The organism is Streptomyces sp. NPDC001204 (assembly GCF_053598035.1).
This window is the reverse complement of sequence record NZ_JBSFJL010000008.1, coordinates 147,345-167,019: the sequence shown is the minus strand read 5'-3', so window position 1 is coordinate 167,019 and position 19,675 is coordinate 147,345. Positions and strand designations below refer to the sequence as shown.

Sequence of the window (19,675 nt, the reverse complement as noted above, 5' to 3'; positions counted from 1 at the left end):
ACACCAAAAGTTAAAGACCGTGAAAGGATGCGCGGGGGCGACAAAGGCGGGGCAAGAAGGGCGGGGGAAAGAAGGAAGGGACGCCGAAGCGTCCCTTGCAACTCTGACAACTGAGCGGTTGACGGGCAGCCCAACCCCTGTGTCGTTGTGCGATGCAGTGATCAGGTGAGCGCAGGCTCCGCCTGGTGTGCGTCGACGCGCTCCATGATCCTGTCGTGAGAAGCGGCAGCCGTCAGGGCGTCGTTCTCCGCCTGGATCCGCACAAGCTCGGATTCCAGGTCCTGGACGCGCTGCTGGAGCCGTCGCATCTCGGCGAGGAGTCGAGGGTCGGAGCCGCCGACGTAACCGAGAAGCGCCTTTGCCATGATGGATGGTCCTCCACACTGAGTGACCGACCGAAGCGGTGTGGGTCGTGAGGGATTCGCACCCGTGGTGCTTGGCACTGCCTGAGTTGTGGTGCCGTTCATCCATGCCAAACAGCTAAGGTGCGCGGGCTTTCAGCGTCTCACCAAAAAGTTTGACGGTCAACACGATCACGCCCCGTATCCATGGGCGTCCCGGGGGCGCGCGACCGGAAACCAGGTGGCGCTGCTACTCCTGCGGGCCCCTCGGGGCGTGCGGATCATTCCGCTGTGCGGAGCCTGCCACGCCGCGCGTTTCTTGGCAACCACCTGCCTCTTTTCCCTTCGGGCAGATGCCGCCGGCAGTTCCCGCCGCGGCCGGCGGGACCCGCACCGCGCCACACGATCAGCGGATGGCGAAGCCGTCGTACCCGCCGCGCGGTGTGTCCCAGATCTCGGTGACACCGTCCACACGTCCGGGCGTGTCGCCGCCCTGCAGCCAGTCCAGGAGTTTCTGGCACCCCTCGCGGGCCCCCTCGGCGACCACTTGCACGCGTCCGTCCCCGAGATTGAGGGCGAAACCGCTCAGGCCCCCGATCTCCAGCGCAGTGGCCCTGGTGAACCAGCGGAAACCCACTCCCTGGACTCGTCCGCGGACCCAGGCGACCAGTCGAACATCCTCGCTCATGAGTGCAACCTAACCGGCCAATGTCTCTCTGAGCACCTCCGCCTCTCGCGCCATGCGGTACCGTCCCGATCCAATGAATCTCATCTGAAACTCACTCGATCGAGTGAGTTGGGTTGACCGCGTCGGCTCAGGGCGCGCGTCGGCAGAGAGAGACAAGGAAGGCCAGCACATGGGACGCCACCGACGCTCGGACGCCGGCCGCGCCGCCACGGGCCGCGCCACGGGGGACAGTCGGACGCACGGCTCGTACGAGCGGGACCGCGATCCGTGGGACAGCCACCCGCAGGACGACGACGGCCGCCTGGGCATCGCGCCCTACCTGAACCCGGATCTGTACGCCGACCCGTACGCCAGACCCCAGGAGCACCTCTTCGACACGGACGACGGCGCCGCCCACGCCAGGACCACCGTGGTCTTCCCGGCCGAGGGCTTCAGCCCGGCGGACGGACCGCGGGAGCGGGGGCACCGCCGGAAGAAGAAGGCCGCGACGCCGGTCCGCACGGGGCTCCTCGGGGTCTCCGCCGCGGTCGCCCTCGGCACCGTCGCGGTCGCCACCGGCGCGGTGCCCGGGCTCGAGAACTACAAGCTGGGCGGCCCGAACGGCGGCGGCGCCGACAAGGTGCAGGCCGCGGGCTCGCCGACGAACAGCGAGAGCCCGCAGGGCGGCACCTCCGGCAGCGCCGGCGTCGACCCGGGCGGCCCCTCCCGGGGCTCCACGACCAGCCGCGACGTGGACCGGTCCACGTCACCCGAGCTGTCCGCCTCCGAGTCGGCCCCGGCCACCGCGCCGGACGCCGACCCGGCGTCGGCCACGCCCACGAAGGCGCCGGAGGCGAAGCCGACCACGGCGCCGGAGAAGCCGGAGACCGCGCCGGCCGAGACCGCCACCAAGGCGCCGCCGAAGACCCGGGCCCCGGCCGCCGTCTCCACGCAGACCGCCGTCGAGGCCGAGGTGCTCAGGCTCGTCAACGACGAGCGGGCGAAGGTGGGGTGCAGCGCCCTGACGGCGAGCAGCGCGCTCGCCGGCCTCGCCCAGGACTTCAGCGAGGCCATGGCCGACGAGAACTTCTTCGACCACACCGATCCCAGCGGCGCCTCGCCGTGGGACCGGGCGGCGAGGCTCGGCATCACCAGCCTCGGCGGCGAGAACATAGCCCGCGGGCAGGCCGACGCGGAGGCGGTGATGGACGCCTGGATGAACAGCCCCGGCCACCGCGCCAACATACTGAACTGCGACTTCAAGACCCTGGGCGTCGGTGTGCACTTCGGCTCCGGCGGTCCGTGGTGGACGCAGGACTTCGGGTACTGAGACAACCGCAGGTCGGAAGGCGCAGGGATCGCCTGCCAGGGCCTCGGCCTGTCTCGTCGTGGCGGGGTGCGGTGCGGTGACGCGGGGATTCGCCTCGCCGAGTCGATCACGGATGGGGACCGCCACGTCGCCATGCTCGCGTGGCACCGGCGGGGCCCGCCCGGCCGATCACCAGGTGGCACTGACTCCTGGTTAGCGCCGTCTGATGGTTAGCGCTGTGCGCGGGTAGGCTTGGCTCATGAGCACCCCGCCGACCCAGGACGACCTCCCTTACAGCGTGTTCGCCAGGGCCTGCCCTTCGCGCGGGACGCTGGAGCATGTCACGGGGCGCTGGGGCGGGCTCGCGCTGGGCGCCCTGTACGAGGGCTCCCTCCGCTTCAACGAGCTGCGCCGCCGTGTCGACGGTGTGAGCGAGAAGATGCTGTCCCAGACCCTCCAGGCGCTGGAGCGGGACGGCCTGGTGCGTCGCGAGGCCCAGCCGACCAACCCGCCCCGGGTGGACTACGAGCTCACGGCGCTGGGCCGCGAGGTCGCCGAGCGCCTGCTGTCCCTCATCCACTGCGTGGAGGGGCGCATGGGCGACGTGCTGGCGGCACGCGAGCGTTACGACGCCACGCGCGGCGCCCGCTGACACTTCGGGCAGTAGTAGCTGGAGCGGTTCATCCACGGGCGGCGACGCAGCGGGGTGGAGCAGCGGCGGCAGGGCAGGCCCTCGCGGCCGTAGGCGTCCAGGGAGCTGTCGAAGTAGCCGGACTCCCCGTTGACGTTGACGTAGAGGCTGTCGAAGCTGGTGCCGCCGACGGCGAGGGCCTCGTTCATCACCTCCCGCACGTGGGTGAGGAGTTCGGTCGTGCGGGGGCGGGTGAAGGTCGCGGTGGGGCGTTCGTAGTGGACGCGGGTGCGCCACAGGGCCTCGTCCGCGTAGATGTTGCCGACTCCGCTGATCAGGGACTGGTCGAGCAGGGCCCGTTTGATGGTGGTCCGCTTGCGGCGCAGCGCCTGGTGGAAGGCCTCGTCGTCGAACAGCGGGTCGAGGGGGTCGCGGGCGATGTGCGCGATGACGTCGGGCAGCCCGTCGGGGGTGGTGTCGTGCAGCGACAGGCCGCCGAAGGTGCGCTGGTCGACGAAGCGGAGTTCGGTGTCCAGCTCGTCGGCGAAGCGGACGCGGATGCGCAGGTGCTTCTCGACGGGCGCGCTCAGCGGCTGGACCAGCAGCTGGCCGCTCATGCCGAGGTGCGCAAGGATCGCCTGCCCGCTGTCCTGGAGGGGCAGCCACAGGTACTTGCCGCGGCGGCTGGGCAGGCCGAGCCGGTGGCCTTTGACGCGGTGCGCGAAGTCCTCCGCGCCGGCCGGGTGGCGGCGTACGGCACGCGGGTGCAGGACCTCGACGCCGGCGACGCTCCGCCGCGCGACCCACCGTTCCAGTCCGCGCCGTACGACCTCGACCTCGGGCAGCTCGGGCATGACTCCCCCGTTCACACATCGCGGCCGTTGCGGCCGTCACGGGCCGAGCGCCCGCCCCGGGGCGGGGACGGGCGCTCGGTCGCGTTCTGCTGGACGCGGCCCGCGGGCGGAGGTCCGCCGCACGACCGCTCGGTTTCCCGGTTCTCAGGCGGAGGCCGGCGCCTCGTCGGCGCCGTCGACGGACCCCACCGCCTTGGCGCGCTCGTCCGCCGCGGCCCGGATGGCCCGCCACGCGGACTCCGCGGCCTGCTGCTCCGCCTCCTTCTTGCTGCGGCCGGTGCCGGTGCCGTACGAGACGCCTCCGACGCGGGCGGCAGCAGTGAAGGTCTTCTCATGATCGGGGCCGGTCTCCGTGACCAGGTACTCGGGCACGCCGAGCCCCTCGGTCGCGGTGAGTTCCTGGAGACTGGTCTTCCAGTCCAGGCCGGCTCCGAGGTTGGAGGACTTCTCGATCAGCGGGTCGAACAGGCGGTGCACCAGTTCGGAGGCCGCGTCGAGGCCCTGGTCGAGGTAGACCGCGCCGATCACCGCTTCCAGGGTGTCGGCGAGGATGGACGCCTTGTCCCGGCCGCCCGTGCCCTCTTCACCACGGCCGAGCCGGATGAAGGCGCCCAGGTCGAGGCCGCGCCCGACCTCCGCCAGCGCACGCGAGTTGACCACCGCGGCCCGCAGCTTGGCCAGCTGGCCTTCGGGCAGGTCGGGGTGGGTGCGGTACAGCGTGTCCGTGACGACCAGACCGAGGACGGAGTCACCGAGGAACTCCAGCCGCTCGTTCGTCGGCAGACCGCCGTTCTCGTACGCGTAGGAACGGTGGGTCAGCGCGCGCACCAGAAGGGCGGACTCGAGCTTGTAGCCGAGCCGCCCTTCCAGAAGCGTGTGGGACGAGGCCGTGTTGTCCGACGGAGCACCTCCGCGTCGGCGGTGATTGCCCGCTTCGGCGCCTTCCGCCTTCTTGGCAGTGGACACAGTGCCTCTCACCAGCCGCTCAGACCTCGAGGACCTGGCGCTTGTTGTAGGTGCCGCACGACGGGCACGCGATGTGCTGCTGCTTGGGCTCGTGGCAGCGCTCGCACGCAACCAGGGTGGGGACCGCAGCCTTCCACTGCGACCGGCGGTGGCGCGTGTTGCTGCGCGACATCTTCCGCTTCGGAACAGCCACGGCTACTTCTCCTGCTTCTCGTCGGCGCGTGCTGATCGAGGCGCGCCGCCGCTCATCTCGTCCTTCTCGCCGTCCTTCATGGTGCCGGCGAGTCCCTGCAAAGCCGCCCAACGGATGTCGACGGCGTCATGGTGGTGGTCCGGGTCGTCCGTGAGCCGCGCTCCGCACTCGGAGCACAGACCAGCGCAGTCTTCCTGGCACACCGGCTGCATCGGCAGTGCGAGCACCACCGCATCCCGCAGCAGAGGTTCGAGGTCGAAGAGTCCGTCCTCGAGGAAGAGCCTGTCCTCGTCGTCCTCGTCGTCGGCGGCGTCTTCGTCGGACCGTGCGATCGCACGGCCCCGCTCGTCGGCGTCGGGGTACGAGAACAGCTCCTGGAAGTCCGCGTCGAGCTCCAGCTCGAGCGGCTCCAGACACCTTACGCACTCCCCCTCGGCCTGTGCACGGGCGGTGCCTGTGACGAGCACCCCTTCCATGACCGACTCGAGCCGGAGTTCGAGCTCCACCGGGGCGCCTTCCGGCACTCCGACGACGTCCTGGAGACCGAGGTCTCTGGGGGCGGGGACCGTGCGGGTCAGGCGCTGCAGCGCGCCGGGCCGCCGCCCCAGCTCGTGCGTATCGAACACGAGAGGGTTGCGGTGGTCGAGGCGGGCGTTCTGAGCCATTCCTGCTTTCGGTTTCCGAACTCGGGGGGACGCTTTCCCGGCGGTGTTCCGGGCAGCGCGGATCGCGGACGTATGCACGACCGAAGAGCCAGGATACTTGACCTTTCGCTCTCGGCCCAATCGGGCGGCCGAGCTAGAGGCCGCGGCCCTGTTCGTAGGCGCGCAGCTGCTCGGCGCTGATCATGCTGGTGTCGAAGAGGCTGGTCTCGTCGAGGGCGTGGGCCTGCGGCTGTGCGTAGCCGTGGGGGTCCTGGGGGTCCTGCTGCCCCTGCTGGGCCTGGTTCGGGTCGTAGCCGGCCGGCTGCTGGGCGTCGTAGGCCTGGAAGGGCGCGCCTCCCGCCTGGGCGTAGCCGGAGGCGCCGGCGGTGGGGGCATACGGGTCGGGCTGCTGGTACCCGTACTGGTCCTGCTGGCCGTAGCCCTGCTGGTAGCCGCCGTACGGATCGCCCTGCCCGGGCTGCTGGTAGCCGTAGGCCGGCTGCGGCTCGTACTGCGGCGGGGCGGGCCGCTCGGCGGGCGGGGCCGCCGGGGAGAGCGGGGCCGCCGGGGCGTCGGCCAGGGCCGCGAGGTCGGCGAGGTAGTCGGCGTCGCTGGAGTGCTGGACGGTGGTGGTGTCGTCGGCGAGGGCGCCGAGGTCGTCGGTGGCGATGCGGCCGTGCAGCTTCTGGCGGCCGCGGCCGACGGCCTCCAGGGTCTTGGCGAGGACCGCCTCGAAGGCGCCGAGCTTGGCGTCGACGTACGCGTCGGCGTTGCGGCGCAGGGTCTCGGGGTCGTGGCTGCGCTCGGGGGCGTCCTCGTCCTCGTAGCCGTCCTCGTCGAGGCCGGGGCCGGTGCCGAGCAGCTTCTCTCGGCCGCGGCCGACCGAGCCGAGGGTCTTGGTGAGGACGACCTCGAAGTTGGCGAGCTTGGAGTCGACGTAGTCGTCGGCCTCGGCGCGGACCTCCTCGGCCTCCTGCCGGGCCTCGCCGAGGATCCGGTCGGCCTCGGCCTGGGAACGGCGGGCGACCTCGGTGCCGGAGACCATCGAGCCGCGCTCGGCGTGCGCGCCCTCGATGATCCGTTCGGCCTCGCGCCGGGCCTCCTGCACCATCTGGTCGCGGTCCCCGATCAGCTCCTGGGCCTGGGCGAGGGAACCGGGCAGGGCCTGGCGCACCTCGTCGAGCAGCGCGAGCAGTTCGGCGCGGTTGACCACGCACGACGCCGACATGGGCATGGACCGGGCGCTGGAGACCGTGGCCACGATCTCGTCGAGCTTGTTCTGCACGTCCACCGTGTGCTCGCCACTCTCTACAGGTGTGTTGGACTACCGATGTGTCGGAGACGGACGGGACGACTGTACGTCCATGAGGTGATCGCCGGACACCGGGTGACGGGCCGTCAGCCGTCTCAGTCCTTCTTCAGCCGCTGGGTGAGGGCCTCGAGGACCTGCGGCGGCACCAGGTGGGAGACGTCTCCGCCCCATGCCGCGACCTCCTTGACCAGGGAGGACGACAGGAAGCTGTAGGTGGGGTTGGTGGGCACGAACAGCGTCTCGACGCCGGAGAGGCCGTTGTTCATCTGGGCCATCTGCAGCTCGTAGTCGAAGTCGCTGACGGCGCGCAGGCCCTTGACGATGGCCGGGATGTCGCGCTGCTTGCAGAAGTCGACCAGGAGGCCGTGGAAGGCCTCGACCCGGACGTTTCCGTACTCGGCGGTGACCTGCTGGATGAGGTCGATCCGCTCGTCGATCTCGAACAGGCCCTTCTTCGACTGGTTGATCATCACCGCGACGTAGACCTCGTCGTAGAGACGGGAGGCGCGGGCGATGATGTCCAGGTGTCCGTTGGTGATGGGGTCGAACGACCCGGGGCAGACGGCGCGGCGCACTTGAGATCCCTCGCTCTCCGGTCCGGTCATCGTGCGTCTTCGCACGTAGAGGCGGCGCGACCGTACCAAAACGTCCCTTCGCCGTAGCGACGGGCCCTGATCGCGTCGAATCCTCGCGGCCACGTGAACTCCCCGCCCCTGGTGCTGCGCTCCACGGTGACGAGAGCGCCCTCCGCGAGCCACCCCTCGGTGCGGAGTGTGAGCAGAATCTCGCGAAGATCGTCGTCGGAGACCGCGTACGGCGGGTCGAGGAAGACGATGTCGTACGGATCCGCCGGAGCAGGCGTCCGGACGATCTGTTCCGCTTTGCCCGCCCGTACGTCGGCGCCCGGGAGGCCGAGCGCCTTCACGTTCTCCCGGACGGTGCGGACCGCTCGCGCGTCGGCCTCCACGAGCAGGGTGTGCCCGGCGCCCCGGGACAGCGCCTCCAGGCCGACGGCGCCCGAGCCGGCGTACAGGTCCAGGACGCGTTCGCCGTCCAGCGGGCCGCCCAGGAGGGACTGCCAGGTGGAGAACAGGCCTTCGCGCGCCCGGTCCGAGGTGGGGCGGGTTCCGCTGCCCGGCGGTACGGCGAGACGGCGTCCGCCGGCCCGGCCGGCGATCACGCGGGTCATGTCTGGGTCCTTGCTTGTCGGTGGCGGCCTTGTCGGTGGCGGCTCGGGTGCGGGCCGGTCCCAGTCTGTCAGCCCTTCTCCAGGTATTGCTCCCGCTCCTCGTCCAGCAACGCGTCCAGCGCCGTGCGCAGTCCGGGCAGGTGCTCCAGGTCCGGGTCGGCGGCCACCAGCGCGGCGGCCTCCTCGCGGGCCTCGGCGATGATCTCCTCGTCGTCGATGACGGCGAGCACCCGCAGGCTGGAGCGGGCGCCGGACTGGGCCTGGCCGAGGACGTCGCCCTCGCGGCGCTGTTCGAGGTCGATGCGGGAGAGCTCGAAGCCGTCGAGGGTGGAGGCCACCGCGTTCAGCCGCTGCCGGGCGGCGCTCGCCTCCGGCATCTCGCTGACCAGCAGGCACAGTCCGGGCGCCGCGCCGCGGCCGACGCGGCCGCGCAGCTGGTGCAGCTGGGAGACGCCGAAGCGGTCGGCGTCCATGATCACCATCACTGTGGCGTTCGGCACGTTCACGCCGACCTCGATGACCGTGGTGGCGACCAGGACGTCGGTCTCGCCTGCGGCGAAGCGGCGCATGACCGCGTCCTTGTCGTCGGGCTGCATACGCCCGTGCAGCACCTCGACCTTCAGGCCGTGCAGGGGGCCCTTGCCCAGCCGGTCTGCGATGTCCAGCACGGCGAGCGGCGGGCGCTTCTCCGCCTCGTCCTCGGCGGACTTCCTCGCGGCGGCCTTCTTCGGGTCGTCCTCCTCGTCCCCGATGCGCGGGCAGACCACGTACGCCTGGTGGCCCTTGGCCACCTCCTCGCGCACCCGCTCCCAGGCCCGGGCGAGGAAGTGCGGTTTGTCGGCGGCCGGGACGACATGGCTGGCGATGGGCGAGCGGCCCGCCGGGAGCTGGTCGAGGACGGAGGTCTCCAGGTCGCCGAAGACGGTCATCGCGACCGTGCGCGGAATGGGCGTGGCGGTCATGACCAGCAGGTGCGGGGGTTGCCTGCCCTTGCCGCGCAGGGCGTCGCGCTGCTCGACGCCGAACCGGTGCTGCTCGTCCACCACGACCAGTCCCAGGTCGTGGAACTGGACCTTGTCCTCGATCAGCGCGTGTGTGCCGATGACGACGCCCGCCTCGCCGGTGGCCAGGTCGAGCAGGGCCTTCCGGCGGGCCGCGGCGCCCATGGACCCGGTGAGCAGCACCACCTTGGTGCCGAGCTCGGCGCCGCCCAGCATGCCTCCCTCGGCGAGCTCCCCCATCATCTCGGTGACCGACCTGTGGTGCTGCTGGGCCAGCACCTCGGTGGGCGCGAGCATCGCGGCCTGCCCGCCCGCGTCGACGACGGCGAGCATGGCGCGCAGGGCGACGAGCGTCTTGCCGCTGCCGACCTCGCCCTGGAGCAGGCGGTGCATCGGGTGCTCGGTGGCCAGGTCGGCGAAGATCTCGCGGGAGACCTTCCGCTGCCCCTCCGTGAGCGTGAAGGGGAGGCGGTCGTCGAAGGCCGCCAGGAGGCCGTCCGGGACGGGTACGCGGGCGACGGCGGGGAGTTGGGTGTCCGCGTGGCGGCGGCGGGCGAGCGCGACCTGGAGGACGAAGGCCTCGTCCCACTTCAGGCGTGCGTGGGCGTCGGCGATGTCCGCCTTGCTGTGCGGCCGGTGGATCTTGAGCAGGGCCTCGGGGAGGGCGACCAGCCCTCGGCCCGCGCGCAGCGACTCGGGCAGCGGGTCGAGCGCCTCCTGGGCACTGGGCAGGACGGTCTGGACCGCCTTGCCGATCTTCCAGGACTCCAGCTTGGCGGTGGCCGGGTACATCGGGATGAGGGCGCCGGCCCAGCTCTCGACCGCCTCTCCGTCCTCCCCCTTCAGCAACTCGTACGCAGGGTGCGCCAGTTGCAGCCGCCGGTTGAAGACCGAGACCTTGCCCGCGAACATCGCGCGTGTGCCCGGCAGGAGTTCCTTGTGGGGTTTGTGCACGCCGTTGCCGAAGAAGACCAGTTGGAGCCGGCCGCTGCCGTCGGTGATCGTCACCTCCAGGCGCTGGCCCTTGCCGCGGGGCGCGCGGGCGGAGGCGAACGCGTGCAGGCGGGCGTCGGCGACCTGGGCGACCACCGTGACGTGCTCGTCCATGGGCAGGTCGGCGAGGTGGGTGAGCTGGCCCCGCTCCTCGTACCGGCGCGGGTAGTGGTGCAGGAGGTCGCCGACGGTGTGCAGGCCGAGGTGCTCGGCCATCACCTTCGCGGTGGCGGGGCCGAGCACTGACTTCAGTGGCTGTTTCAGTGGTTCTTGCAGTGCGGGCACGAGATCCATTGCACACCACGGCACCGACAATGCCGTAAACCTCCCGGGAAACCCCTGGTCAGCCGGTCCGTCCGGGCCCTAGGATGACGCGCTCCGGCCATGCCCGCGGCAGCCGCCTCACAGGTGCCGCCCTACCCCGCGCCGACGCGAAGTCCCCCCACCGGCGCTGCGACGATGGACTTCCAGACCTCACAGTCAGCACAGGCATCCCACTCACCACAGTCGTCCCGCCAGCCCGGCTCGGCCCATATGTTCCAGGTCGATCTGCGGGGTCTGGTGGATCTGCTCTCGCACCACCTGTACTCCAGTCCCAAGGTCTACCTGCGCGAACTGCTCCAGAACGCCGTGGACGCCATCACCGCCCGGCGCGCGGAGGAGCCCGGCGCCCCCGCGCGCGTACGGCTGTTCGCGGACGGCGACTCCCTGCGGGTGGAGGACACCGGCATCGGTCTCACCGAGTCCGACGTGCACGAACTGCTGGCCACCATCGGCCGCAGCTCCAAGCGGGCCGACGGCCTGCGGGAGGCGCGCTCGGACTTCCTCGGCCAGTTCGGCATCGGCCTGCTGGCCTGCTTCGTGGTGGCCGAGCGGATCCGGGTGGTCAGCCGCAGCGCCCGTACGCCCGACGCCCCGCCCGTGGAGTGGACGGCGCGCGACGACGGCTCGTACACCGTGCGGGCCCTCCCGGACTCCGCCCGCCCGGAACCCGGCACCACCGTGCACCTCCAGGCCCGGGCCGGGGCGGGCGAGTGGCTCACCGAGCAGCGTGTGCTCGCGCTGGCACGGGACTTCGGGTCGCTGCTGCCGTACGACGTCCGGGTGGGCGAGGAGCCGGTCACCGACCTGCCGGCGCCCTGGGAGCGGGCGTACCCCTCCCCCGCGGCCCGCCGGGTCGCCCTGGCCCGGTACTGCCACGAGGCGTTCGGGTTCACCCCGCTGGACACCATCGGCCTGGACGTGCCGCTGGCCGGGATCCGCGGGGTGGCGTACGTGCTGCCGTCGGCGGTCAGCCCGGCGCAGCGGGCGGGTCACCGCGTGCACCTGAAGGGCATGCTGCTGACCGAACGGGCCGAACAGCTGCTGCCCGACTGGGCGTTCTTCGTGCGCTGCGTGCTCGACACCGACAGCCTGCGGCCCACGGCCTCGCGGGAGGCGCTGTACGAGGACGAGACGCTGGCCGCCGTGCGCGAGGCGCTCGGGGAGCGGATCCGGACCTGGCTGGCCTCTCTCGCGGCCGGCGATCCGGAGCGGCTGGCGGCGTTCCTCTCGGTGCACTTCCTGGGCGTGAAGTCCCTGGCCCGGCACGACACGGAGATGCTGCGCACGATGCTGCCGTGGCTGCCCTTCGAGACGACCGACGGGCGGCTCTCCCTGGAGGAGTTCGCGCAGCGCCACCCCGTCGTGCACTTCACCCGCACGGTCGAGGAGTACCGGCAGGTCGCGCCGATCGCCTCCGCGCAGGGCATCGGCGTCGTCAACGGCGGCTACACCTACGACAGCGAGCTGGTCGAGGCGCTGCCGACGGTGCGCCCGGGGACTCCGGTGGCCGAGCTGGACGCGGACATCGTGACCGCGCACCTGGACTCCGTCGACCCGGCCGAGGAGCTGGCCCTGTCGGGCTTCCTGGCCGCCGCGCGGGACCGGCTGGACCCGCTGGGCTGCGACGTCGTGCTGCGCGCCTTCCACCCGCTGTCCGTGCCCGCGCTGCACCTGGACGACCGGGCGGCCCGGCACGAGCAGGCCCGCGCCGAGGCCGAGGCGCAGGCCGACGACCTGTGGGCGGGCATCCTCGGCTCGCTGCGGGGCAGTGCCCCGCGCGCGCGTCTGGTGCTCAACCACCTCAACCCGCTGATCCGCCGGATCGGTTCGCTGGGCGACCCGGAGCTGATCGGTACGGCGACCGAGTCGCTGTACGGACAGGCGCTGCTGATGGCGCAGCGGCCCCTGCGGCCGGCGGACTCGGCACTGCTGAACCGGGCGTTCATCGGCCTGCTGGAGTGGGCCACGCACAGCGGCACCGACTCGACGGGGGACGGCCGGCATGAGTGAGATCACCGACTTCGACTCGCTGCGCCGGGAGATCGCCGCCAACGGCGAGCGGCCGGAGGGCCCGGCCCGCAACGCGCGCGCGGAGCTGCTGCTCGCCGAGGCCGAGAGGCTGAACATCCCGCTTGCCGTGATCGAGGCGCTCGGACACCAGCTGAAGGTCTACAACTACAGCTCCGAGAAGGACAAGATGTTCGTCCCGTTCGCGCGGCTGCTGCGCATGTGGGACGAACGCCCGGAGGACTTCGACGAGTACGAGACCCACTCGCTGCACTGGGTCTTCAAGTGGATGTCGGCGGGCATGCTGGGCCGGCCGCACATCCCGCTGGCCGCGGTGGAGAAGTGGCTCGGCGAGATGGAGCACCGCTACCGGCTCGCCGGCCACTCCGAACGCGCCGTGCGCAGCGCCGAGTTCAGCATCGCCCGGCACATCGGTGACCTCGCGCGGGCGGAGCGGGCGTACGCGGCGTGGCTGGCCGCCGACCGGGACCGCATGGCGGACTGCCACGCCTGCGAACTGCACGACCAGGGCGGGTGGCAGGCCGAGTGCGGCCGCGACGCGGAGGCGGTCGAGCTGTGGCGGCCGGTGCTGGACGGCGAGTTCTCCTGCGCCCACGAGCCGCACGGCGTCCTCGCCTCGTCTCTGATGCCGCTGCTGCGGCTGGGCCGTCTCGACGAGGCGCGCGCCCACCATCTGCGGGGCCTGCGGATGGTGCGGCCGATGGAGAGCCTGCGCGGCGCCTACGCCGACCACGTGGAGTTCTGCGCGCTGACCGGCAACGAGGCGCGGGCCCTGGAGCTGCTGGCCGAGCGGCCGGCGTACTTCACGGACGACGGGAACCCGCTCGGCAGGCTGGACTTCCTGACGGTGGCGGCCCGGCTCATGGACCGGCTGGTCGAGCTGGGGTGGGACGGGCAGCCGGTGCCCGGTCCGGCGGGGCGCGCCTGGACGGCCGGCGAACTCGCCGTGCACGCGCGCGCGGAGGCGTCGGCCCTGGCGGCCCGCTTCGACGAGCGCAACGGCACGTCCCGGGTCGGCGATCGGGTACGCGCGCGCATGGCGCGGCGCCCGCTGGTGGACCGGCTGCCGCTGGGCGTGCGCACGGCACGGCCCGCCGGCACCGCTCCGGCTCCCGCCGTGCGGGTCCCCGTCGAGGCGGCGGCCGAAGCGGCGGCGCCCGAGGAAGCCGGCCTGCCCGCGCTGATCGCCGAGGCACGGCGGCTGTCGGACACCCTGCGGCCGCACGCCATGGAGGCGTGGGCGGCGGTCGCGCGGGCCGCGCAGGGCGTCGAGCTGGAGGCCCGGGACCGGGCCGAGATCGCCGACCACGAGGCGATGGACCGGGGCCCCGAGGGCGCCGCGCTGTTCGAGCGGGCCGCCGAGTGGTACGCGCGGGCGGGCGATCCGGGCGAGGCGCTGGCGGCACGCTCGCGCGCGGCGTACGTGAGGGCGCTGACCGGCGACGTGGACGGGGCGCTCACCGCGGTCGCCGAGCCCTACGAGCGGGTCCTCGCGCTGTACGCCGAGGAGGGCACCGGCCTGCGGCAGGCCGCGTCCGTGGTGATGGGACGGGCGCGGATCCTGATGCGGCCGGTGTACGAGGCCGAAGGGCCCGTGGACCCGGGGACGCTGTCCGCCGCCGAGGAAGCCGCGCGGGAGGTCCTGGCCCTCGTGGAGGGGCGCGCCGGGGACGATGTGCGGATCGCGTCCCGGGCGGCCGAGGCGCGGGCGATGCTCGCCGAGACCGCCGCGCGCACCGAGGACCTCCGGGGGGCCGCGGAGCTGTTCGGGCGGGCGGCGGACGAGTACGTCGGGGCGGGGCTGCCGTGGTTCGCGGTGGAGTACGAGGCCCGGCTGGCGGCGCTCGCGCACCACCTGGGCGATCCGGAGGGCGCCGAGCGGGCCCTGCGGGTGGCCCTGGAGCACGGCGGGGGGCATCTGGAGGCCGTGGGCCGGGCCCAGCTGCACCTTCAGCTCGCCGAGGTGCTCGGTGGGCTGGACCGGACCGGGGAGGCGGCGGAACACGCCCTGGAGGCGGCGCACTGGGCCGACGAGGCGGACGAGGGACCGGCGCTCGGGGCCTGGGCCCGGCAGCAGCTCGGCGGCTTGCTGCTGCGGCTGGGGCGGTGGGCGGAGGCAGCCGAGGTGCTGGAGTCCGCGCTGCCCGACCTGTCCGCCGAGACGCACGGCGACGGGGCCGTCGTACAGACGCAGTGGTGGCTCGGCGACTGTCTGAGCCAGCTCGGGGAGCACCGTGCGGCAGCCGAACGCAGGCTGCAGGCCGCCGAGACCGCCCGGCACTGGCCCGAGCAGCAGGACCACGCGACCCTCGCCCATCTGGCCGCCGAGTCGCTGAGCCGGGCCGGGCTGCACGACGAGGCGGACCGTGCCTACACGCGCGCGGGCGACCTGTGGCGCTCCCTGGGCGACCTGCACGGTCTGATCCCCGCCCTGCGCGCACGCGCGTGGCTCGCGCTGGGCACCGAGGGCGGCCTGGACGCGGCGCGGGAGCTGATGGAGGCCGCCGTCACCGAGTGCGAGGCGGCGCTGGACGCGGTGGACGACACGGCGGCACGGCAGCGGCTCGTCGCCGAACTCGGGCAAACCCACCGGCAGTTCGGTGATCTGCTCGCGGACAGCGTCAGCAACGCGGACAGCACGGAGGTCGAGGGGGACGGGGCCGCGTCCGAGGAGGCCCTGTCCAGGCTGGAGCAGGCGATCGCCGCCTTCGCCCTGCTGGGTCCGGCCGCCGTGTACGACCGGACCGGAGCGGAACTCGCCGCGGGATGGCGGGCGGCTGGCCTGGGCCGCCCCGCCGAGGCCACGGCACGCGCGCGTGCCGTGCTGGCGGCCTACGAGCACGCGGACGACGAGGACGGCCGGCCGCCCACCCGCCGTACGGAGGCCGAAAGACTCCTGCGAGCCCTCGAGGAGGGATCCGCGGACTGAGGCTTCACTCCACCCCGATGAGCAGCGGCGCCCCCTGCCGGCCGCCCTGGTAGACCACCGTGTCGACGGCGAGGTAGGACTCACGGACGCGGGTCTGGAGGCGGTCGGCGATCGCGTCGGGGGCCTCGTCGCCGAGGACGAGGGTGACCAGCTCGCCGCCCGCCGAGAGCATGCGGTCCAGGACGGTCTCGGCGGTGGCCGCGACGTCCGAGCCGATCACGGCCACGTCGCCGTCGATGAGGCCGAGGACGTCACCGGCCTGGCAGATGCCGGCCGTGGTCCAGGACTGGCGTTCCGCGACGGTGACCTCGGCGTGGCGGGTGGCTCCGGCCGCCGAGGTCATGGCGACGACGTCCTCGTCGAAGCGGCGCCCCGGCTCGTGCACGGCGAGGGCTGCGATGCCCTGCACGGCCGAGCGGGTCGGGATCAGGGCGACGCGGACGCCCTCCCCGCGGGCCTGCTCGGCCGCGGCGGACGCGGTGTGGCGCAGCTCGGGGTCGTTGGGCAGCAGGACCACCTCGCGCGCGTGTGCCCGCCGTACGGCCTCGACGAGCTCCCCGCTCGCGAGCTGCTCCCCGGGCCGGGCGAGCACCGCGGTCGCCCCGGCCTCGGTGTAGAGCCCGGCCAGGCCCTCGCCGGGCACGACGGCCACCACGGCGCGCTGGGCCCGCTCCCGGTGCGGCCGTCCGGACCCGCCGGTGTGCGCGTCACCGGCGCCGAAGTGCGTGATCCGGATCCGGTGCGGCCGTCCGGCCTCCACGCCCGCCTCCACGGCGGCCCCGGCGTCGTCGACGTGCACGTGCACGTTCCACAGGCCGTCGCCGCCGACGACGACGAGGGAGTCCCCGAGCCCGTCGAGCCGCTCGCGCAGCCGGGCGACGGCCGCGTCCTCGGCGTCCAGCAGGTAGATCACCTCGAAGGCGGGACCGCTCGCGGGCGGCACGCAGGCGCCGGGCCCGTCGTCCTCGGCGGGGCACACGCGCGCGTGAGGCACGAGCGGCCGGCCGTCAGCCGCCACAGCGGTTGCCGAGGGGGACGCGCCCGGCTCCGGCGTCCGTCCCGTGAACGTCTCCACCAGGGCCGCAAGGACCGCCACCAGCCCTCGCCCGCCGGCGTCGACCACCCCGGCGCGCTCCAGGACCGCCAGTTGGCCGGGGGTCGCGGCGAGGGCCGCGCACGCTCCCTCGTAGGCGGCCAGCGCGACAGTCCCGCAGTCTCCCTCCGCCCCGGTGGCCGCGTCCGCGGCGGCCGAGGCCACCGACAGGACCGTGCCCTCCATCGGGTGCGCCACGGCCTGCCGGGCGGAGTCGGCCGCGCGCCGCAGGGCCAGGCACAGGCCGCGCCCGTCGGTGTGCGCGCGGTCGCCGTCGGCGGCGAACACCTGGGCCATGCCGCGCAGCAGCTGGGCGAGGATCGTCCCGGAGTTGCCGCGGGCCCCGATCAGCGCGCCGTGCGCCATCGCCCGCGCGGCGTCGGCCAGGGAGGGGCCGGAGGAAGTCCCCTCCGTCCCGCCGGTCCCGCCGCCCACCTCGTGCGCGGCGAACACGGCCTCCACCGCCGCGGCGGCGGACTCCACGGTCAGATACAGGTTGGTGCCGGTGTCCCCGTCGGCCACGGGGTAGACGTTGATCGCGTCGATCTCCTCGCGCGCGCGTCCCAGCGCCCGCAGCGCCAGTCCGCACCAGGTGCGCACCGCCGGCGCGTCGAACGTCTGCGGCACCTGCGCCACCTGCGCCTCCCTGAGCTGCTGGACTGGACGCAGCGTAGACCCCGGGGCGGTGCCTGACGGAAGAGGGCCCGCGCGGGCCCCGGAGCCACCGTGGTAGTTTCGCCCTACGGACGCAGCCGTTGTATGCTGCTCCGGTTGCCCGATCCTGATCGGGCTCTCCCCTGGCAACGCCACTCGGATTTCAAGTTTCAAGAGCAGTCTCTGAGCCTGAGATCTTGATCCCGGCATGCCGGGATCAACCGTAAGTGCATCTGAAGTCTTTGGAGTGACCCGTGGCTGCCAACTGCGACGTCTGCGGCAAGGGGCCGGGCTTCGGCAACAACATCTCGCACTCGCACCGCCGTACGTCCCGTCGCTGGAACCCGAACATCCAGCGTGTACGTACCGTGGTCGGCGGGACGCCGAAGCGCGTGAACGCCTGCACCTCGTGCATCAAGGCCGGCAAGGTCTCGCGCTGACGCACAGCAACAGCTAAGCGCGCGGCCACCGCTGGTTCGCTGCACTGAGCCGGTCCACCTCGGTGGACCGGCTTTTTGCCGTACCCGCGCACGCCAGGCCCGCACAAGCCGTGGCCCGTACAAGCCGTACCCGCGCACCGGGACCGGCCGGTGCGCGGGCCGCGCGACTACCCCGCCCCAGAGCCGCGCAGGGCCCACCCGTGGTCCACGGGCCCGATCCCCCCGCCGAGCGCGAAGCCGGCCGCGATCGCCCCGGTGACGTACTCCTTGGCCGCCGCCACGGCCTCCGGCACGGAGTCGCCCTTCGCCAGGTGCGAGGCGATCGCGGAGGCGAGGGTGCAGCCGGTGCCGTGCGTGTGCCGGTTGTCGTACCGGGGGGCGCGCAGCCAGTGCTCCTCGGCGCCGTCGGTGAGCAGGTCCACGGCCTGGTCCCCGCCCTCAGCCTGGTTCCCGCCCTTCCCGCTGGCGTCCCCGGTGAGGTGGCCGCCCTTGATCAGCACCCACTTCGGCCCGAACGCCAGCACCGCCTCCGCGGCCTCCCGCATCTGCTCCTCCGTCCGGACCCGGACGCCGGTCAGCTGGGCCACCTCGTCGAGGTTCGGCGTGGCGAGGGTCGCCACCGGCAGCAGCCTGGTCCGTACGGTCCGAAGCGCGGACGCGGCCAGGAGCGGGTCGCCGTGCTTGGAGACGCCGACCGGGTCGACGACCGCGGGCGCGTCGGTCCCGGCGATCAATTCGGCGACGGCCCCGGCCAGTTCCGCCGAGGCCAGCATCCCGGTCTTGACCGCCTGGACGCCGATGTCGTCCACGACGCTGCGGTACTGGGCCCGGACCGCCTCCACGGGCAGTTCCCACGCGCCCTGCACTCCGAGGGAGTTCTGCGCGGTGACCGCGGTGATCACGCTCATGCCGTGCACGCCCAGGGCGAGCATCGTCTTCAGGTCGGCCTGGATGCCGGCGCCGCCGCCGGAGTCGGAGCCCGCGACGGTCAGCACCCGGGGAGGGGCGGCGGTCATGACTCGATGTCCCCGAAGTGGTCCCAGCCGCCCTTGCTGGTCCACGGCGCGCCGTCGACCGTGACCTGAGGCATGGCCGAGGGGCTGAGCACTTCGCCGATCACCTTCCAGCGGGCCGGCAGCTTCACGTCCGGGGGGAAGGCCGCCACGATCGCGTGGTCCTCTCCCCCGGTCAGCACCCACTGCAACGGGTCGACCCCGACGGCCTGCCCGATGTCGTTCATCTGCGAGGGGATGTCTATGGCTCCGGAGCGGATGTCGATGTGGACCTTGCTGGCCTCCGCGATGTGCCCGAGGTCGGCGATCAGTCCGTCGCTGACGTCGCACATCGCGGTGGCGCCGAGACCGGCGGCCGCGGGACCCGCGTGGTACGGCGGCTCCGGGCGGCGGTGGGCCTCGACGAAGGCGCGGGGCGAGCGGAAGCCCCGGGAGAGCACCGCGTACCCGGCCGCGGACCAGCCCAGCCAGCCGGTCACCGCGATCAGGTCGCCGGGTTGTGCGCCGGCGCGGGTGACGGGCTCGTGGCTGCGCAGATCGCCGAGCGCGGTGATCGACACCATGATCGTGTCGCCGCGCACCACGTCGCCGCCGACGACGGCGGCCCCGGCGACCTGGCACTCGTCGCGCAGGCCGTCCATCAGCTCGGTGGGCCAGGTGACCGGGAGCTCGGTCGGGACGACCAGGCCGAGCAGCAGCGCGGTCGGCACGGCGCCCATGGCGGCGATGTCCGCGAGGTTCTGGGCGGCCGCCTTGCGGCCCACGTCGTAGGCCGTGGACCAGTCCCGGCGGAAGTGCCGCCCCTCCAGGAGTATGTCTGTGCTCGCCACGACCCTGCGGTCGGGGGCGGCAACCACCGCGGCGTCGTCGCCGGGGCCGACCCGGACCGCCGGGGTGGTGGTGAGACGGGAGGTGAGCTCCCTGATGAGCCCGAACTCGCCGAGCTCACCAACAGTGCCCTTCATCGACCTTTCGCCCCTTCTGTCCCTGTACGTTCCCGGTCGCGCTTCAACGCGGTCCTCGCTACGGTCGAGATGACCGTCAACTTCTGTCCTACCTGCACCCCGGCGCGTGCGTCACGGTCTTCCCGGGTC

The 19,675-nt window shown here is 72.9% G+C and carries 18 protein-coding genes; 5 read left to right on the top strand and 13 right to left on the bottom strand.

Going from position 1 to position 19,675, the window contains the following annotated elements:
* Positions 1 to 161: 161 nt before the first annotated feature.
* Positions 162 to 365 (bottom strand): hypothetical protein, encoded by a 204-nt coding sequence (locus tag ACWC91_RS14125; RefSeq protein WP_009190853.1) that lies wholly within the window; start codon positions 363 to 365, stop codon positions 162 to 164.
* A 382-nt stretch (positions 366 to 747) separates the two neighbouring features.
* On the bottom strand, positions 748 to 1,029 hold the full coding sequence (locus ACWC91_RS14120; RefSeq protein WP_225079385.1) for an acylphosphatase: 282 nt from the start codon (positions 1,027 to 1,029) through the stop codon (positions 748 to 750).
* Between the two features lie 169 nt (positions 1,030 to 1,198).
* On the opposite strand from ACWC91_RS14120, the gene ACWC91_RS14115 reads away from it, so the two are divergent.
* The gene (locus tag ACWC91_RS14115; protein WP_450725910.1) at positions 1,199 to 2,338 is read left to right on the top strand and encodes a CAP domain-containing protein; all 1,140 of its coding nucleotides are present in this window, start codon (positions 1,199 to 1,201) and stop codon (positions 2,336 to 2,338) included.
* 238 nt (positions 2,339 to 2,576) lie between these two features.
* Entirely contained in the window at positions 2,577 to 2,969 is a 393-nt protein-coding gene (locus ACWC91_RS14110; protein ID WP_225079387.1) for a winged helix-turn-helix transcriptional regulator, read from the top strand.
* Here the strand turns inward: ACWC91_RS14110 and mutM are convergent.
* The 8 genes from mutM to recG form a co-directional block, all read right to left on the bottom strand.
* Positions 2,942 to 3,802: a bifunctional DNA-formamidopyrimidine glycosylase/DNA-(apurinic or apyrimidinic site) lyase gene (gene mutM, locus ACWC91_RS14105; RefSeq protein WP_450642550.1), complete on the bottom strand. Its 861-nt coding sequence runs from the start codon at positions 3,800 to 3,802 to the stop codon at positions 2,942 to 2,944. The genes ACWC91_RS14110 and mutM overlap by 28 nt on opposite strands.
* Positions 3,803 to 3,946: 144 nt before the next feature.
* Positions 3,947 to 4,780, bottom strand: coding sequence for a ribonuclease III (gene rnc, locus ACWC91_RS14100; RefSeq protein ID WP_225079389.1), 834 nt, complete (start codon positions 4,778 to 4,780; stop codon positions 3,947 to 3,949).
* Positions 4,781 to 4,787: 7 nt separating this feature from the next.
* Positions 4,788 to 4,961, bottom strand: a complete 174-nt coding sequence (gene rpmF / locus ACWC91_RS14095; protein WP_003951102.1) for a 50S ribosomal protein L32 — start codon at positions 4,959 to 4,961, stop codon at positions 4,788 to 4,790.
* Positions 4,962 to 4,963: 2 nt separating this feature from the next.
* Complete coding sequence (locus ACWC91_RS14090) at positions 4,964 to 5,626, bottom strand: YceD family protein (protein WP_225079390.1); 663 nt, start codon at positions 5,624 to 5,626, stop codon at positions 4,964 to 4,966.
* Between the two features lie 133 nt (positions 5,627 to 5,759).
* Positions 5,760 to 6,896, bottom strand: coding sequence for a DivIVA domain-containing protein (locus tag ACWC91_RS14085; protein WP_281154314.1), 1,137 nt, complete (start codon positions 6,894 to 6,896; stop codon positions 5,760 to 5,762).
* A gap of 116 nt (positions 6,897 to 7,012) precedes the next feature.
* The gene (gene coaD, locus ACWC91_RS14080) at positions 7,013 to 7,492 is read right to left on the bottom strand and encodes a pantetheine-phosphate adenylyltransferase (protein WP_225079420.1); all 480 of its coding nucleotides are present in this window, start codon (positions 7,490 to 7,492) and stop codon (positions 7,013 to 7,015) included.
* 26 nt (positions 7,493 to 7,518) lie between these two features.
* A complete protein-coding gene (gene rsmD / locus ACWC91_RS14075) occupies positions 7,519 to 8,106 on the bottom strand; it encodes a 16S rRNA (guanine(966)-N(2))-methyltransferase RsmD (protein WP_225079392.1) in 588 nt (195 codons plus the stop codon).
* 68 nt (positions 8,107 to 8,174) lie between these two features.
* Positions 8,175 to 10,394, bottom strand: coding sequence for an ATP-dependent DNA helicase RecG (gene recG, locus ACWC91_RS14070; RefSeq protein WP_281154315.1), 2,220 nt, complete (start codon positions 10,392 to 10,394; stop codon positions 8,175 to 8,177).
* A gap of 165 nt (positions 10,395 to 10,559) precedes the next feature.
* Between recG and ACWC91_RS14065 the strand changes: the two genes are divergently transcribed.
* A complete protein-coding gene (locus tag ACWC91_RS14065; protein WP_450642549.1) occupies positions 10,560 to 12,434 on the top strand; it encodes an HSP90 family protein in 1,875 nt (624 codons plus the stop codon).
* Positions 12,427 to 15,381: a tetratricopeptide repeat protein gene (locus ACWC91_RS14060; RefSeq protein ID WP_450642547.1), complete on the top strand. Its 2,955-nt coding sequence runs from the start codon at positions 12,427 to 12,429 to the stop codon at positions 15,379 to 15,381. Before ACWC91_RS14065 ends, ACWC91_RS14060 begins: the two co-directional genes overlap by 8 nt.
* A gap of 4 nt (positions 15,382 to 15,385) precedes the next feature.
* Here ACWC91_RS14060 and ACWC91_RS14055 read toward each other — a convergent pair whose 3' ends face one another.
* The gene (locus ACWC91_RS14055) at positions 15,386 to 17,110 is read right to left on the bottom strand and encodes a DAK2 domain-containing protein (RefSeq protein WP_225079396.1); all 1,725 of its coding nucleotides are present in this window, start codon (positions 17,108 to 17,110) and stop codon (positions 15,386 to 15,388) included.
* Positions 17,111 to 17,382: 272 nt separating this feature from the next.
* On the opposite strand from ACWC91_RS14055, the gene rpmB reads away from it, so the two are divergent.
* Complete coding sequence (gene rpmB / locus ACWC91_RS14050; protein WP_003993230.1) at positions 17,383 to 17,568, top strand: 50S ribosomal protein L28; 186 nt, start codon at positions 17,383 to 17,385, stop codon at positions 17,566 to 17,568.
* A 167-nt stretch (positions 17,569 to 17,735) separates the two neighbouring features.
* Here rpmB and thiD read toward each other — a convergent pair whose 3' ends face one another.
* Both thiD and ACWC91_RS14040 read right to left on the bottom strand, forming a co-directional pair.
* Positions 17,736 to 18,584, bottom strand: a complete 849-nt coding sequence (thiD, locus tag ACWC91_RS14045) for a bifunctional hydroxymethylpyrimidine kinase/phosphomethylpyrimidine kinase (RefSeq protein WP_225079397.1) — start codon at positions 18,582 to 18,584, stop codon at positions 17,736 to 17,738.
* Complete coding sequence (locus ACWC91_RS14040; RefSeq protein WP_450642545.1) at positions 18,581 to 19,546, bottom strand: thiamine-phosphate kinase; 966 nt, start codon at positions 19,544 to 19,546, stop codon at positions 18,581 to 18,583. The genes thiD and ACWC91_RS14040 overlap by 4 nt, the downstream gene beginning before the upstream one ends.
* Positions 19,547 to 19,675: the final 129 nt, after the last annotated feature.

Coding starts and splice junctions, on each gene's coding strand:
- ACWC91_RS14040 (WP_450642545.1), bottom strand. CDS start 19,546: ATGAAGGGCACTGTTGGTGAGCTCGGCGAGTTCGGGCTCATCAGGGAG.
- ACWC91_RS14110 (WP_225079387.1), top strand. CDS start 2,577: ATGAGCACCCCGCCGACCCAGGACGACCTCCCTTACAGCGTGTTCGCC.
- thiD (WP_225079397.1), bottom strand. CDS start 18,584: ATGACCGCCGCCCCTCCCCGGGTGCTGACCGTCGCGGGCTCCGACTCC.
- ACWC91_RS14065 (WP_450642549.1), top strand. CDS start 10,560: ATGGACTTCCAGACCTCACAGTCAGCACAGGCATCCCACTCACCACAG.
- mutM (WP_450642550.1), bottom strand. CDS start 3,802: ATGCCCGAGCTGCCCGAGGTCGAGGTCGTACGGCGCGGACTGGAACGG.
- ACWC91_RS14060 (WP_450642547.1), top strand. CDS start 12,427: ATGAGTGAGATCACCGACTTCGACTCGCTGCGCCGGGAGATCGCCGCC.
- ACWC91_RS14120 (WP_225079385.1), bottom strand. CDS start 1,029: ATGAGCGAGGATGTTCGACTGGTCGCCTGGGTCCGCGGACGAGTCCAG.
- ACWC91_RS14115 (WP_450725910.1), top strand. CDS start 1,199: ATGGGACGCCACCGACGCTCGGACGCCGGCCGCGCCGCCACGGGCCGC.
- ACWC91_RS14125 (WP_009190853.1), bottom strand. CDS start 365: ATGGCAAAGGCGCTTCTCGGTTACGTCGGCGGCTCCGACCCTCGACTC.
- ACWC91_RS14090 (WP_225079390.1), bottom strand. CDS start 5,626: ATGGCTCAGAACGCCCGCCTCGACCACCGCAACCCTCTCGTGTTCGAT.
- rsmD (WP_225079392.1), bottom strand. CDS start 8,106: ATGACCCGCGTGATCGCCGGCCGGGCCGGCGGACGCCGTCTCGCCGTA.
- recG (WP_281154315.1), bottom strand. CDS start 10,394: ATGGATCTCGTGCCCGCACTGCAAGAACCACTGAAACAGCCACTGAAG.